The sequence below is a fragment of the Pseudescherichia sp. genome (genome assembly GCF_031987975.1).
Taxonomy (GTDB): Bacteria; Pseudomonadota; Gammaproteobacteria; order Enterobacterales; family Enterobacteriaceae; genus Pseudescherichia.
Genome location: NZ_DALZYX010000001.1, coordinates 452,912 through 467,140 on the forward strand (window position 1 = coordinate 452,912; position 14,229 = coordinate 467,140).

At 59.1% G+C, this 14,229-nt stretch carries 14 protein-coding genes; 8 read left to right on the forward strand and 6 right to left on the reverse strand.

What is annotated here, in order from left to right:
* Window positions 1-194: 194 nt before the first annotated feature.
* The 3 genes from RTN40_RS02190 to RTN40_RS02200 all read right to left on the reverse strand — a co-directional run bounded on the left by RTN40_RS02190 (window position 195) and on the right by RTN40_RS02200 (window position 3,539).
* A complete protein-coding gene (locus tag RTN40_RS02190) occupies window positions 195-782 on the reverse strand; it encodes a Slp family lipoprotein (RefSeq protein WP_312227206.1) in 588 nt (195 codons plus the stop codon).
* Between the two features lie 68 nt (window positions 783-850).
* Complete coding sequence (gene tsaB / locus RTN40_RS02195) at window positions 851-1,546, reverse strand: tRNA (adenosine(37)-N6)-threonylcarbamoyltransferase complex dimerization subunit type 1 TsaB (protein ID WP_312227003.1); 696 nt, start codon at window positions 1,544-1,546, stop codon at window positions 851-853.
* A 67-nt stretch (window positions 1,547-1,613) separates the two neighbouring features.
* Entirely contained in the window at window positions 1,614-3,539 is a 1,926-nt protein-coding gene (locus RTN40_RS02200) for an ATP-dependent DNA helicase (RefSeq protein WP_312227004.1), read from the reverse strand.
* Window positions 3,540-3,665: 126 nt separating this feature from the next.
* On the opposite strand from RTN40_RS02200, the gene RTN40_RS02205 reads away from it, so the two are divergent.
* The gene (locus RTN40_RS02205; RefSeq protein WP_312227005.1) at window positions 3,666-4,010 is read left to right on the forward strand and encodes a RidA family protein; all 345 of its coding nucleotides are present in this window, start codon (window positions 3,666-3,668) and stop codon (window positions 4,008-4,010) included.
* Window positions 4,011-4,012: 2 nt separating this feature from the next.
* Here the strand turns inward: RTN40_RS02205 and RTN40_RS02210 are convergent, their stop codons facing one another.
* On the reverse strand, window positions 4,013-4,198 hold the full coding sequence (locus RTN40_RS02210) for a YoaH family protein (RefSeq protein ID WP_103819396.1): 186 nt from the start codon (window positions 4,196-4,198) through the stop codon (window positions 4,013-4,015).
* 61 nt (window positions 4,199-4,259) lie between these two features.
* On the opposite strand from RTN40_RS02210, the gene pabB reads away from it, so the two are divergent.
* From pabB to RTN40_RS02230, 4 genes are all read left to right on the forward strand, one after another.
* Window positions 4,260-5,618, forward strand: a complete 1,359-nt coding sequence (gene pabB, locus RTN40_RS02215; RefSeq protein ID WP_312227006.1) for an aminodeoxychorismate synthase component 1 — start codon at window positions 4,260-4,262, stop codon at window positions 5,616-5,618.
* A 3-nt stretch (window positions 5,619-5,621) separates the two neighbouring features.
* Complete coding sequence (locus RTN40_RS02220; protein ID WP_312227007.1) at window positions 5,622-6,200, forward strand: CoA pyrophosphatase; 579 nt, start codon at window positions 5,622-5,624, stop codon at window positions 6,198-6,200.
* A 184-nt stretch (window positions 6,201-6,384) separates the two neighbouring features.
* On the forward strand, window positions 6,385-7,749 hold the full coding sequence (gene sdaA, locus RTN40_RS02225; protein WP_312227008.1) for an L-serine ammonia-lyase: 1,365 nt from the start codon (window positions 6,385-6,387) through the stop codon (window positions 7,747-7,749).
* Window positions 7,750-7,881: 132 nt separating this feature from the next.
* Window positions 7,882-9,480, forward strand: coding sequence for a cyclic diguanylate phosphodiesterase (locus RTN40_RS02230; RefSeq protein WP_312227009.1), 1,599 nt, complete (start codon window positions 7,882-7,884; stop codon window positions 9,478-9,480).
* 6 nt (window positions 9,481-9,486) lie between these two features.
* Here the strand turns inward: RTN40_RS02230 and yoaE are convergent, their stop codons facing one another.
* Window positions 9,487-11,049, reverse strand: coding sequence for a CNNM family cation transport protein YoaE (yoaE, locus tag RTN40_RS02235; RefSeq protein ID WP_312227010.1), 1,563 nt, complete (start codon window positions 11,047-11,049; stop codon window positions 9,487-9,489).
* Window positions 11,037-11,174 carry a protein YoaL gene (locus RTN40_RS20970; protein ID WP_409418496.1) on the reverse strand — a complete coding sequence of 46 codons (138 nt, stop codon included), beginning with the start codon at window positions 11,172-11,174 and terminating at the stop codon, window positions 11,037-11,039. Before RTN40_RS20970 ends, yoaE begins: the two co-directional genes overlap by 13 nt.
* A gap of 303 nt (window positions 11,175-11,477) precedes the next feature.
* Between RTN40_RS20970 and manX the strand changes: the two genes are divergently transcribed.
* From manX to RTN40_RS02250, 3 genes are all read left to right on the forward strand, one after another.
* The gene (gene manX / locus RTN40_RS02240) at window positions 11,478-12,455 is read left to right on the forward strand and encodes a PTS mannose transporter subunit IIAB (protein ID WP_312227011.1); all 978 of its coding nucleotides are present in this window, start codon (window positions 11,478-11,480) and stop codon (window positions 12,453-12,455) included.
* A gap of 62 nt (window positions 12,456-12,517) precedes the next feature.
* Window positions 12,518-13,318, forward strand: a complete 801-nt coding sequence (locus RTN40_RS02245; protein WP_103819389.1) for a PTS mannose/fructose/sorbose transporter subunit IIC — start codon at window positions 12,518-12,520, stop codon at window positions 13,316-13,318.
* A 12-nt stretch (window positions 13,319-13,330) separates the two neighbouring features.
* Window positions 13,331-14,182 carry a PTS mannose transporter subunit IID gene (locus RTN40_RS02250; protein ID WP_312227012.1) on the forward strand — a complete coding sequence of 284 codons (852 nt, stop codon included), beginning with the start codon at window positions 13,331-13,333 and terminating at the stop codon, window positions 14,180-14,182.
* Window positions 14,183-14,229: the final 47 nt, after the last annotated feature.

Sequence of the window (14,229 nt, forward strand, 5' to 3'; positions counted from 1 at the left end):
CTGAAATGAAAATTCGTCGTCATCGCAACTCCGCTTAATAAACATGCCGTTAACATTATATTAACTCATTGTACCAGTTTATTAATTGGCCGATTCACAGGTTGCGAAGCGCGTCACTCTTTTATTCTTGTTATGGTCCTGAAAACGGAAAGACAGCGGATAGTCCGCTGTCTCTTCCCTTAAATAACAGAGAGTTACTCTGTTACGATGGTATGCACGGGTGCAGGGCCAGAGTTGTACCAGCCGTAACCGCCGTAGCCACCATAACGCCAGGGATTCGGCCCTGGTCCCCAGTACCACGGATCGATCGGCTGCGGCGGCAGCATCACCTGCTGCTGCAGATGCCAGCGCTTATAGCCACTCACCTTCATGACCATAAATTTATAGGGGGTCTCGCCCACTTTGCCCTGCTCAACGCCAGCAATGGTGCCAACCACGGTCACATACTGGTTGCGGAAGTCCACCGGATCGAGGAAGCCGTTTACGTCGGCGTAGATACGCCCCCGTGACGCTTCACCCAGAACGGGACGTGCACCGCTGTCCAGCGGTACCGAGGCAATCTCCAGCCGCGTTTGTCCCTGCTTGTTCTCCATACCGATGACCTTACCGCCGAAGCGCGCCTCCTGACCGACGTACAGTTCAGGGGCATTCATCACCCGAACCAGATCCTGCTGCGGCGTCGGGCTGCTGCCCTTAATCGCGTCAGGCACCGAGACGCAGCCGCTCAGCGCTAAGGCAGCTAAGCCTGCCAGCAGCCTGCGCAGGGACCTGCTTTGACCCACCGTTTGGGATACCTTCACTTACCACCTTCCTGCTATTTACATTATTACGTTATGTATATAGCTGAGATTCATTTTCTGCCCGGAAGTTTCTTCCAGGCCACCTCGTTGCGCAAATAAACCGGCTCCGCATGCTCCACGGCGACGGTGCGCTGTTGGGCAAAGAGCTGGCAGGCGAGCGGGAGCATATCTTCGGCAGCGGGGAGCAGGATGCCGCCGTCGCTTAGCGTCAGTCCGCACTCTTTGCCAAGTTCCGGCCACGCTGGCCAGCCGGTGCCTACCGTGGCCCATGAGCCGCTGAGCTGGGACAGGCGTTCGCTAACCGCTTCCGGCTTCAGCACCGCCTCGCTCTCTTCGCCATGCCAGACGCCCTGCTCATCGCGCTGGTACTCAGCCCAGTAGACTTCGCCCATCCGGGCGTCGATGGCGGCCAGCACGCGCGTTGCGCCGGTTTTACGCCATGCCCCCTGGGCCATGGTGGCCAGCGTCGAGACGCCGATCATCGGCAGCCCGGCACCCAGCGCCAGGCCCTGAGCAATGCCGATGCCAATCCGCACGCCGGTAAAGCTGCCCGGCCCACGGCCAAAGGCCAGGGCGTCGAGTTCAGCAAGGGTGACGCCGCTTTCGTTCAGCGTCTGCTGAACAAGGGGTAAAATACGTTGGGTATGCTCTCTTGGGCAGAGTTCAAAGTGGGCAGAGGTTGTACCGTCATTCCACAGGGCAACGGAACAGGCCTCTGTGGCGGTATCAATAGCCAGAATTCGCATCGGTCTTCGCGCTCTCGGGGTGTTGATTCAATAAAATGGCGCGCATCTTAGCACACTCTGCGGCAAATTACTGCGTGGAGGTCCCGGCCAGGAATCTCACCGCGCGGGCGATGTCCCGGGTGCGCGGCGTCGGCGGCAGGCTGGCGAGGAAGGTGGCACCATAGGGGCGCATCACCAGCCGGTTATCGCAGATCACCAGCACACCGCGATCGTCGATGTCGCGGATCAGGCGACCAACCCCCTGCTTAAGGGTGATCACTGCGTCCGGCAGCTGGACATCGTCAAAAGGATCGCCCCCGCGCAGGCGGCAATCTTCCATCCGCGCCTTCAGGAGCGGATCGTCCGGTGAGGTAAAGGGCAGCTTATCGATGATCACCAGCGACAGGGTATCACCACGCACGTCTACCCCCTCCCAGAAGCTGCTGGTCGCCACCAGCAGGGCGTTTCCGGCGGTAACAAACTGCTGTAACAGCTGGCCTTTGCTGGTCTCCCCCTGTAACAGCACCGGCAGCGACAGCGTCGCACGGAACTGCTCGGCCAGATCGCGCATCATGGCGTGGGAGGTGCAGAGCATAAAGCAGCGGCCGTTGTTGGCCTCGATCATTGGCCTCAGCATGGCGGCCAGCTGGCGCGCCGCGCCGGGCTGGTTGGCCTGCGGCAGGTTGCGCGGTACGCAGAGCAGCGCCTGACGGGCATAGTCAAAGGGGCTGGGCAGCAGCATTGACTCCGCCGTTTCAATTCCAAGGCGAGAGGTGAAGTGGTGCAGCTCATCGTTCACCGAGAGCGTGGCCGACGTGAAGATCCAGCTCCCCGGCTTCTGGGCCATCACCTCTTTGAACTTCTCCGCTACGGTGAGCGGCGTCAGGGCCAGAGTGAAGTGGCGGGAGGTGCACTCGTACCAGTAGCTGAAGCCCGGCTGGTTGATCTCTTTCAGCCGCTTGAGGCGCGTGCGATAGAGGGTGGCGCGTTCAAACGCCGCGTCGAGCAGCGCCGAACGGCCAAGCGAGAGCTTCGCTACGTCATAACAGAGTTCCAGCGCATCATCGAGCAGCAGCAGCGCGCGCTGGACGTGGCTGTCCGCCAGCAGCTCGCGCAGGTTGCCGCGATAGCCCGGCTCGCCCAGCTGTAAGCGAAAATCCTGGGCGCTCTGCGCCAGGCGATCCGCACACTTCTGCAGCTGCTGGGTATCTTTCAGCTCGGTGCGGTAGGCAATGGTGAAATCCTTCGCCAGATCCAACAGCTGACGGCTGGAGAGCGACTGGCCAAAATACTGGCTGGCGATATCCGGTAGCTGGTGCGCTTCATCGAAGATCATCACGTCGGCCTCGGGAATTAACTCGCCAAAGCCACTATCCTTCACCACCATATCAGCGAGAAAGAGGTGATGGTTAACGACCACCACGTCGGCATCCATCGCCTTTTTGCGCGCCTTAACCACGAAGCAATCTTTATACATCGGGCAGTCGCTGCCGAGGCAGTTATCGTTGGTGCTGGTGACCAGCGGCCAGGCCTGGGAGTCCTCCGCCACGCTGGCGCAGGTGCTGATGTCGCCGTCCAGGGTCTGGCTCGACCATGACCGCAGCAGGATAACGTCGCTGAGGATCTGCACCGGCAGATCGCCTCCGGCCAGCGCCTGCTGCTCAAGGCGTTCGATGCAGAGGTAGTTGGAGCGCCCCTTCAGCAGCGCCAGGCGACCGGTATATTCCAGCGCACGGGAGACGGTCGGCAGATCGCGGCTGTAGAGCTGATCCTGCAACGCTTTCGAGCCGGTAGAGATGATGACCTTCTTCCCGGCGCGCAGGGCCGGGGCCAGATAGGCGTAGGTCTTCCCCGTCCCTGTTCCGGCCTCTACCACCAGCGGCTGGGTATTGGCAATGGCGGCGCTTACCGCCTGGGCCATCTGCCGCTGCGGCTCACGCGGTTTAAACCCCGGTATCGCTTTCGCTAACTGCCCGTCTGTTGCAAAATCGTCCGTTACACTGTTCTCTGCCACGCCGCCCCCTGGTTATATCGCCAGTGATTATGTCAGGCGCGGGAATTTTTAGCTAGCCGAAGTCGTGACAGGATCGCCGCCCTGTGGCAGTCTTGGCCCTGCAAAACAGCCCTAAAGGAGTGAAAAGTGACGATTAAACGTATTGATGCTGAGGCCCGCTGGTCAGATGCGGTGATCCACAACCAGACGCTGTACTACACTGGCGTGCCGGAGAACCTGGAAGCCGACGCCGAGGCTCAGACCGCCAACACCCTGGCGCAAATTGATGCCGTGCTGGAGAAACAGGGCAGTGATAAGACGCGCATTCTTGACGCCACTATTTTTCTGGCCGACGCCAGCGACTTTGCGGCGATGAACCGCGCATGGGATGCGTGGGTGGTAGCAGGCCATGCGCCGGTACGCTGCACCGTACAGGCGACGCTGATGAACCCGCAGTACCGGGTCGAAATTAAAATTATCGCCGCGGTGTAGGGCTACTCCTCTTCATCCTCATCTTCAAAGCGTGCCACGATCCGCTCCCCGGTATGGCTGGCACGCAGCTCTTCGGCCACCACCGCAATTGCCTGCCCGCTGCTCATGCCTTCGGACATAAGCTGCTGAATACGCTCTACCGCCTGCTGCTGTTGCTCATGACTGAGCGAAGGTAAACCTGCAAACATCATCAACTCCTGCTAGATTATCAGCGCTAATTATTTCACGCTGCCTGGTTGTTTGCCACACATGAACACGCTTTCCCCTACCGTTATTACCTTGCCGTGGCGTCATGACGCCGCTGAGTTCTGGTTTGCCCGTCTGAGCCACCTGCCGTGGGCGATGCTGCTGCACTCCGGTCATGCCGATCATCCCTATAGCCGCTTCGATATTCTGGTTGCCGATCCGCTGGGCACGCTGGTGACCCGCGGTGAGAGTACGCGGGTGACGCTGGACGGGACGGAGATATCTTCAGCCGATCCGCTGGCGCTGCTTCAGCAGGCGCTGACGTCGCTGGCGCTGCCCGGTAACGTGGATCCCGATCTCCCCTTCCAGGGCGGTGCGCTGGGGCTGTTTGGCTACGATTTGGGTCGGCGCTTTGAAATCCTGCCTACGCTGGCAGAGACCGATATTGCCCTGCCGGACATGGCGGTGGGGCTGTATGACTGGGCGTTGATTGTCGATCACCATAAAAAACGTGTGTCGCTGCTGAGCCATCGCGACGTCAGCGCCCGCCTCGCCTGGCTGGAAGCGCAGCAGGTCCCCGCCTGCGACGATTTCTGCCTCACCTCTGACTGGCGCTCTAACATGAGCCAGGCGGAGTATGCTGATAAGTTTAACCGGGTGCAGGCCTATTTGCAGAGTGGCGACTGCTATCAGGTCAACCTTGCTCAGCGTTTTCAAGCTACCTATCAGGGCGACGAGTGGCAGGTATTCTCCCGCCTCAACGCCAGCAACCGCGCGCCGTTCAGCGCCTTTCTGCGCCTTGACGACGGGGCGATCCTGAGCCTGTCGCCGGAGCGGTTTATCCATCTGGAGGAAGATCGCATTCAGACCCGGCCGATTAAAGGCACTCTGCCCCGGCTGGCTGACGCGGAGTCCGATCGTCAGCAGGCGGAAAAGCTGGCGGCCTCGCCGAAGGATCGCGCTGAGAACCTGATGATCGTGGATCTGATGCGCAACGACATTGGCCGGGTGGCGGTGCCCGGCTCGGTGCGCGTCCCGGAGCTGTTTGTGGTGGAGCCGTTTCCTGCTGTGCATCATCTGGTCAGCACCGTCACTGCCCGCCTGCCCGCCTCGCAGCACGCCTGCGATCTGCTGCGCGCCGCCTTCCCCGGCGGCTCGATCACCGGCGCGCCGAAGGTGCGGGCGATGCAGATTATTGACGAGCTGGAGCCGCAGCGGCGTAACGCATGGTGCGGCAGCATCGGCTATATCAGCTTCTGCGGCACGATGGACACCAGCATCACCATCCGCACCCTGAGCGCCTGCAACGGCCAGCTCTACTGCTCCGCCGGGGGCGGTATTGTTGCCGATAGCGAATCCGGGGCGGAATATCAGGAAACCTTTGATAAAGTTAATCGTATTCTGCAACAGCTGGAGAGATAACGGGTGGAGAGCACTAACCTGACGCTTGACGATTTTTTATCCCGCTTTCAACTTTTGCGCCCGCAGGCCAGCGGCGCAAGCCTGAACAACCGCCAGGCGGCAGTGCTGATCCCGGTGGTGCGTCGTGAGCAGCCGGGTCTGCTGCTGACCCAGCGATCGGCGCGCCTGCGTAAGCACGCGGGTCAGGTCGCCTTTCCCGGTGGGGCCGTGGACAGCAGCGATGCCTCTATTATTGCCGCCGCCCTGCGCGAGGCCGAGGAGGAAGTTGCCATTCCGCCCGAGGTGGTAGAGGTCATTGGCGTCCTGCCGCCGGTTGACAGCGTGACCGGCTTTCAGGTCACTCCGGTGGTGGGCATTATTCCGCCGGATCTGCACTATCACGCCAGCGAAGATGAGGTAGCCGCGGTGTTTGAGATGCCGCTGGCGGAAGCGCTGCGCCTGGGGCGTTATCACCCGCTGGATATTCACCGTCGCGGCAATGCGCACCGGGTGTGGCTCTCCTGGTATCAGCATTACTTTGTCTGGGGCATGACCGCAGGCATTATTCGTGAGCTGGCCTTACAGATCGGCCTGAAACCCTGACTATACTTTACACAACGCCTTGGTTATACCGGGCGTGACCTGCCTCTCAGCATTAGTAAAATAGAGGTTGGCTATTAGTTTAATTCATGTGAATAGTTAAACCGATCCCGCGGTTCCCTCTTACACTATGCGCAATTATTACATCGTTGCCGGAGGGTCCGGCAACCCTGTCAGGAGTGTTAGCGTGATTAGTATATTCGACATGTTTAAGGTGGGGATTGGCCCCTCATCTTCCCATACTGTTGGGCCAATGAAGGCCGGAAAACAGTTCGTCGATGATCTGGTCGAAAAGGGATTGCTGGAGAGCGTTACCCGTGTGGCGGTGGACGTCTATGGTTCACTGTCGCTAACCGGTCGTGGTCACCATACCGATATCGCCATTATCATGGGCCTGGCGGGTAACGAGCCGGCAACCGTTGATATCGATGCCATTCCGGCGTTCATCCGCGACGTAGAGACCCGTGGCCGTCTGCTGCTGGCCCACGGCCGTCACGAGGTGGACTTCCCCACCGATAACGGGATGCGTTTTCAGAGCGACAACCTGCCGCTGCATGAAAACGGCATGTGTATCCACGCGTATCAGGGTGAGAAAGAGATCTACAGCAAAACCTACTACTCTATCGGCGGCGGGTTTATCGTCGATGAAGAGCACTTTGGTAAAGAGAGCGCCCAGGCCATCAGCGTCCCCTACCCCTACGACTCTGCCCAGGCGATATTGAACTGGTGCAAGGAGACTGGCCTCTCCCTCTCCGGCATGGTGATGCAGAACGAGCTGGCCCTGCACAGCAAAGAGGAAATTGCCGACTATTTTGCTCACGTCTGGCAGACCATGCAGGCCTGTATCGATCGCGGCATGAACACCGAAGGCGTGCTGCCTGGCCCGCTGCGGGTGCCCCGTCGCGCCTCGGCCCTGCGTCGCCTGCTGGTGGCCAGCGACAAGCACTCCAGCGATCCGATGGTCGTCGTGGACTGGGTCAACATGTTCGCCCTGGCGGTTAACGAAGAGAACGCTGCCGGTGGCCGCGTCGTGACTGCCCCAACCAACGGCGCATGCGGGATCGTCCCTGCGGTGCTGGCCTACTACGATCACTTTATCGAGCCGGTCACCCCGGACATCTACACCCGCTACTTCCTGGCGGCGGGTGCCATCGGCACCCTCTACAAGATGAACGCCTCAATCTCTGGTGCAGAAGTAGGCTGTCAGGGTGAAGTGGGCGTTGCCTGCTCGATGGCAGCGGCAGGTCTTGCGGAGCTGATGGGTGCCAGCCCGGAGCAGGTCTGCGTGGCGGCAGAGATCGGCATGGAGCATAACCTGGGTCTGACCTGCGATCCGGTCGCCGGCCAGGTGCAGGTGCCGTGCATCGAGCGTAACGCCATCGCTTCGGTGAAGGCCATCAACGCTTCGCGCATGGCTATGCGCCGCACCAGCGCCCCGCGCGTGTCGCTGGATAAGGTGATCGAAACCATGTACGAAACCGGCAAGGACATGAACGCCAAATACCGCGAAACCTCCCGCGGCGGCCTGGCGATCAAGGTTCAGTGCGACTAATACGTTAAATCAGCCCTTTCACCCGAAAGGGCTAATTATTTCCCTTTTTTCTCCCGATTATTTTTTCCCCACTACACTTGCTGTGTTGCCGTTTGCTTTTTCGCCAACGGCCCTCCTGGGGATCGTCGGGATATGCAAACAGCACAGCATATTATAAGAAGCTACCGCCGAAAGCGCGCCATCGTCTGCGTGGTTGTCGCCGTCTTCACGCTTTTCCTGACCCTTGGTTCGCGCTACATTTCTGAACGAAACGCTAACCAGCAGCGGATCCTCTCCTTTACCAACCATGCGGTCTCCTCGCTGGACAGGATCCTGCTCCCCCTTGCCCAGGGCCGGGGGGTGCTCTTGCCGCTGGTGGGCCTGTCCTGCGGTGAGGCGCACCTGGCGCTACGAAAACAGGCCGCGACGATGCAAACCGTACGCTCCATCGGCCTTATCAAGAACGGCATCCTCTACTGCTCCAGCATTTTCGGCTATCGTAACGTTCCCATTCATCAGCTTCAGCCCGCTCTCCCAACCCCTCATCCGCTGCTCCTGCTTACTACCGATAACTCCCTGCTGCAGGGCAGCCCGATACTTATCCAGTGGTTTCCGCTCACCCAGAACGGGCAGGACGGGGTAATGGAGGTGATCAATATCGATCTGCTTACCCGCCTGATGCTGGAGCCGCAGAAGCCGCTGATCACCGGCGCGAGCGTCACGGTAGGTGACCGACATCTGATCTACGGGGCCGGGGTAGTGGATAGCCTGCCGCCGTTGGTTGGCGAAACACGCTTTCAGCAAAGCTCGGAACAGTTCCCCTTTACCGTCAGCGTCAGAGGCCCTGGCGCAGGGGAGCTGGCACTGCGCCACCTTCCCTCCCAGCTGCCGCTGGCGGTGATCATCAGCCTGCTGATGGGCTATATCGCCTGGATCGTTACCGCCAACCGGATGAGCTTCTCGTGGGAGATTAACCTCGGGCTGGCAGCCCATGAGTTTGAGCTGTTCTGCCAGCCGCTGCTCAACGCCAGCACCCACCAGTGTGAGGGGGTGGAGATCCTGCTGCGCTGGAACAATCCGCGCCAGGGCTGGATCTCCCCGGATGTGTTTATCCCCATTGCCGAGGAGCAGAGCCTGATTGCGCCCCTCACGCGTTACGTGCTGGCAGAGACCCATCGCCAGCTAGGGCTGTTCCCGGCCGACAGCCAGTTCCATATCGGCATCAACGTCTCCGCCAGCCACTTCCGCGACGGCGTACTGCTGAAGGATCTTAACCGTCTCTGGTTCCACGCCCGCCCGGTACAGCAGCTTACCATTGAGCTGACCGAGCGGGAGGCGATCACCGATATTGACTACCGGCTGGTGCGGGCGCTGCATCGGCGTGGGGTCAAGCTGGCGATTGATGACTTTGGTACTGGCAACACTTCCCTCTCCTGGCTGGAGAAGCTGCGTCCGGACGTGCTGAAGATTGATAAATCCTATACCACGGCGGTAGGCACCGATGCGGTGAACTCGACGGTAACGGATATTATTATCGCGCTGGGTAAGCGGCTGAATATTGAGCTGATTGCGGAGGGGGTTGAGACCCCGCTGCAGGCGCAGCGTTTGCGCCAGCGCGGGGTAACGATATTTCAGGGATTTCTCTACGCGAAGCCGATGCCGCTAAAAGACTTTCCAAAGTGGCTGGCGGGGAGTACGCCGCCGCCGGCCACCTATAGCGGGCATGTGATGCCCATGACGCCGCTACGCTGAACGAGGCTACTCCTCTTCGTCGTCCTGTACCGGCTGCTCTTTAACAACCCGTACCAGATCGACCCGGTAGTCGTTCGCCTCAATCACGGTGATGGTTAACGGCGCCAGCTGCAGCACTTCACCCGGCTTAGGTATATGGCCGTTGATGGCGATAACCAGCCCCGCGACGGTAGCGATATCCTCTTCATCGTTCACCAGGGTATCTATCTCCAGCGCATGCTGAAGCGCATGGAGATCGGTCGCGCCTTTTACCAGCCAGCCGTCGCCGTCGATAACAATCTCCGGCGTTTCATCGGCATCCGGGAACTCACCGGCAATGGCTTCCAGCACGTCAAGGGGCGTCACCAGACCCTGCACCACGCCAAACTCATTGGTTACCATCACGAAGCTACCCCGTGCGCGACGGAGAACCGCCAGCAGCTTAATGGGATCCAGCGTTTCAGGTACCACGATGGCCGGTGCAGCCGAGGCGATAGCCGCCACGTCAACGCCCTCTTCCAGCGCCACCAGCAGCTCCTTCGCCCGCACGATGCCGATCACTTCATCCAGCTCGCCCCGGCATACCGGGAAGAGGCTGTGCGGCGACGAGAGCAGCTGCTCGCGAATGGCGTCGACATCGAGGTTGGCATCCACCCAGCTGATCTCGCCTCGCGGCGTCATGATGCTGCGCAGCGAGCGCGAAGCCAGCGTCAACACGCCGTTGATCATATAGCGTTCTTCATCCGCAAACGCACCTTCAGGCACCGCAACCGGCGACTGATTGTCCGGCTCGTTCTGCACCGTAGCCTGGCGGCGACCGCCCATCAGACGCAGAATGGCGTCGGCGGTACGCGCGCGCAGCGGCAGCGTGGACTGGTGGCGAATAAAGTTGCGGCGCGCCACCTGGTTAAAGAACTCAATAATGATCGAGAAGCCAATCGCCGCGTACAGGTAGCCTTTAGGAATATGGAAGCCAAAACCTTCCGCCACCAGGCTCAGACCGATCATCAGCAGGAAGCTCAGACAGAGCACGACCACCGTTGGATGCTGGTTTACAAAGCGCGTCAGCGGCTTCGAGGCCAGCAGCATCACCGCCATGGCAATGACCACCGCCGCCATCATCACCGGCAGATGGTTCACCATCCCCACGGCGGTGATCACCGCATCAAGGGAGAAGACCGCATCAAGGATTACGATCTGCACTACCACCACCCAGAAGCTGGCATACCCCTTACCCTGGCCGCTGTCATGCTCGCGGTTCTCCAGACGCTCGTGTAATTCTGTTGTCGCCTTGAAGAGCAAGAATATCCCCCCGAGCAGCATGATCAGATCGCGGCCGGAGAAGGTGAAATCCATAACCGAAAAGAGCGGCTGGGTCAGCGTCACCATCCAGGAGATAACCGAGAGCAGCGCCAGGCGCATGACCAGCGCAAGGGAGAGGCCAATCAGTCGGGCCTTATCACGCTGTTTCGGTGGCAGTTTGTCGGCGAGGATGGCGATAAACACCAGGTTATCGATACCCAGAACGATTTCGAGAACGACAAGCGTCAACAATCCCACCCAGATTGAGGGATCCATTAAGAATTCCATGACAGGCTCCTGCTAGGGAAATGACAAAACGGGGCCTTACAGCGTGCAGGCGTGGTGACAGCAAATAGGGGATTTAAGCAGGCGCGAAGCGGCCTGAAGATAAACTGACGTCGGTGACGGTCCATACGGTGGGCAACTGCCCTCTACTCCAGTGATTATAAACAGAAAGTAAACATAACAGAGGGAAATGCGTTTTTGCAAAGATTTACCTGAATTTGCATTTTCGAAGATATTTTGCGCAACAAAATTTCTTTTATTGCGAAAGCTAAATTACGGATCTGAATCACATAAATTATTTTTTCACTATCTAAAATAATTCGCGAAGTCTGATTTTTTTATCTCATCCCTCTCTGAATCGATTCGCTATGACGTAACGATTCACAATGCATCTGCTACGGATGTATTCACGATAATAAAGGAGGTAGCAAGTGACCATTGCTATTGTGATAGGCACACATGGCTGGGCTGCGGAGCAGCTGATCAAAACAGCTGAAATGCTATTGGGCGAGCAGGAGAACGTAGGCTGGATCGATTTCGTCCCGGGTGAAAACGCCGAAACGCTGATCGAGAAGTATAACGCGCAGCTGGCGAAGCTCGACACCGACCAGGGCGTGCTGTTTCTCGTCGATACGTGGGGCGGCAGCCCGTTTAACGCTGCCAGCCGTATTGTCGTCGATAAAGAGCATCATGAGGTGGTAGCCGGGGTCAATATTCCTATGCTGGTGGAGACCCTGATGGGCCGCGATGACGACCCGTCATTTGACGATCTGGTCGCCGTTGCCGTTGAGGCGGGCCGCGAAGGCGTGAAGGCGTTGAAAGCGCAGCCGGTGGAGAAGGCTCAGCCTGCCGCCGCCCCTGCTTCTGCTGCCGCACCCAGGGCCGCCGTGCCGCAAAAACCGATGGGACCAGAGGACTATATGACCATCGGCCTGGCGCGTATCGACGATCGCCTGATCCATGGCCAGGTGGCGACCCGCTGGACCAAAGAGACCAACGTACAACGTATTATCGTTGTCAGCGATGAGGTGGCCGCCGACACGGTACGCAAGACGCTGCTGACTCAGGTCGCCCCTCCCGGCGTCACCGCCCACGTAGTGGACGTCGCCAAGATGATCCGCGTTTACAACAACCCGAAATACGCCGGCGAACGCGTGATGCTGCTGTTTACCAATCCGACCGACGTGGTGCGCCTCGTTGATGAGGGGGTGAAGATCACCTCAGTCAACATCGGCGGTATGGCCTTCCGCCAGGGCAAAACGCAGGTCAACAACGCGGTATCGGTGGATGAGCAAGATATCGCCGCGTTTAAAAAGCTGAACGCGCAGGGGATTGAGCTGGAAGTGCGGAAGGTCTCCAGCGATCAACGCCTGAAAATGATGGATTTAATCAGCAAAGTGGCAAAGTAACCGGCACCCGCTGATCGAAGCTGTTTTTACACTTAAATCTGTATTGTTATAGGAGAAGTACAATGGAGATTACCACTCTTCAGATTGTGCTGGTGTTCATCGTCGCCTGTATTGCCGGTATGGAGTCGGTGCTGGATGAATTTCAGTTCCACCGTCCGCTGGTGGCCTGTACCTTAATCGGTATCGTGCTGGGAGATATGCAAAAAGGCATTATCATCGGCGGTACCCTGGAGATGATCGCCCTCGGCTGGATGAACATCGGTGCGGCGGTCGCGCCCGATGCCGCACTGGCATCCATCATCTCAACCGTGCTGGTTATCGCCGGCGGTCAGAGCATCGGGGCCGGTATCGCGCTGGCTATCCCGCTGGCAGCAGCAGGCCAGGTGTTGACCATTATCGTTCGTACCATTACCGTGGCCTTCCAGCACGCGGCGGATAAGGCGGCCGAAAACGGCAACCTGACGGCGCTCTCCTGGATCCACGTCTCTTCCCTGTTCCTGCAGGCGATGCGTATCGCTATCCCGGCGGTGATCGTGGCCTACTCCGTGGGCACCAGTGAAGTTCAGGGAATGCTCAACGCCATTCCGGAAGTGGTGACCAGCGGCCTGAACATCGCCGGGGGCATGATCGTGGTAGTGGGTTATGCGATGGTCATTAATATGATGCGCGCTGGCTATCTGATGCCGTTCTTCTATCTGGGCTTCGTGACTGCCGCCTTCACCAACTTCAACCTGGTAGCGCTGGGGGTGATCGGTGCCGTGATGGCGATTCTCTATATTCAGCTTAGCCCGAAATACAACCGCTCGGCGGGCGCGCCTGCTCAGGCTGCCGGTGCTAACGATCTCGATAACGAACTGGATTAACAGGTGAGCGACATGGTTGATATAGCAAAAACGACTTCCGAGAAAAAACTCACCTCTGGTGATATCCGCGGCGTGTTCATCCGCTCTAACCTTTTCCAAGGTTCATGGAACTTCGAGCGTATGCAGGCGCTGGGCTTCTGCTTCTCCATGGTGCCGGCCATCAAACGCCTCTACCCGGAGAATAACGAGGCGCGTCGCCAGGCAATCAAACGCCATCTGGAGTTCTTTAACACCCACCCCTACGTCGCTGCGCCGGTGCTCGGCGTCACCCTGGCGATGGAAGAGCAGCGTGCCAACGGGGCAGAGATCGACGACGGGGCGATCAACGGTATCAAAGTAGGCCTGATGGGACCGCTGGCGGGCGTCGGCGACCCGATCTTCTGGGGTACCGTGCGCCCGGTGTTTGCCGCGCTGGGGGCGGGGATCGCCATGAGCGGCAGCCTGCTCGGCCCGCTGCTGTTCTTTATCCTCTTCAACGTGGTGCGTCTGGCAACACGCTACTACGGGGTTGCCTACGGCTACCGTAAAGGGGTGGATATCGTTAAGGATATGGGCGGCGGCTTCCTGCAGAAGCTGACCGAGGGGGCATCAATTCTCGGCCTGTTTGTCATGGGCGCGCTGGTGAACAAGTGGACGCATGTTAATATCCCGCTGGTGGTATCGGAGATCACCGACCAGACCGGGAAAACGAACATCACCACCGTGCAGACTATCCTTGACCAGCTGATGCCGGGCCTGGTGCCGCTGCTGCTGACCTTCGCCTGCATGTGGCTGCTGCGTAAGAAAGTAAACCCGCTGTGGATCATCGTTGGCTTTTTCGTCATCGGTATCGTGGGCTACGCCGTTGGCCTGCTCGGCCTGTAAGCGGTAGATGTGATGCCGGGGGCACTGCCCCCGGTTTTTATTTCTGG

Bases quoted from the DNA above. Each gene is read 5' to 3' on its own strand.
- RTN40_RS02230 (WP_312227009.1), top strand. From the start codon at position 7,882: ATGCAAACAGCACAGCATATTATAAGAAGCTACCGCCGAAAGCGCGCC.
- RTN40_RS02250 (WP_312227012.1), top strand. From the start codon at position 13,331: ATGGTTGATATAGCAAAAACGACTTCCGAGAAAAAACTCACCTCTGGT.
- RTN40_RS02210 (WP_103819396.1), bottom strand. From the start codon at position 4,198: ATGTTTGCAGGTTTACCTTCGCTCAGTCATGAGCAACAGCAGCAGGCG.
- yoaE (WP_312227010.1), bottom strand. From the start codon at position 11,049: ATGGAATTCTTAATGGATCCCTCAATCTGGGTGGGATTGTTGACGCTT.
- tsaB (WP_312227003.1), bottom strand. From the start codon at position 1,546: ATGCGAATTCTGGCTATTGATACCGCCACAGAGGCCTGTTCCGTTGCC.
- RTN40_RS02245 (WP_103819389.1), top strand. From the start codon at position 12,518: ATGGAGATTACCACTCTTCAGATTGTGCTGGTGTTCATCGTCGCCTGT.
- pabB (WP_312227006.1), top strand. From the start codon at position 4,260: ATGAACACGCTTTCCCCTACCGTTATTACCTTGCCGTGGCGTCATGAC.
- RTN40_RS20970 (WP_409418496.1), bottom strand. From the start codon at position 11,174: ATGGACCGTCACCGACGTCAGTTTATCTTCAGGCCGCTTCGCGCCTGC.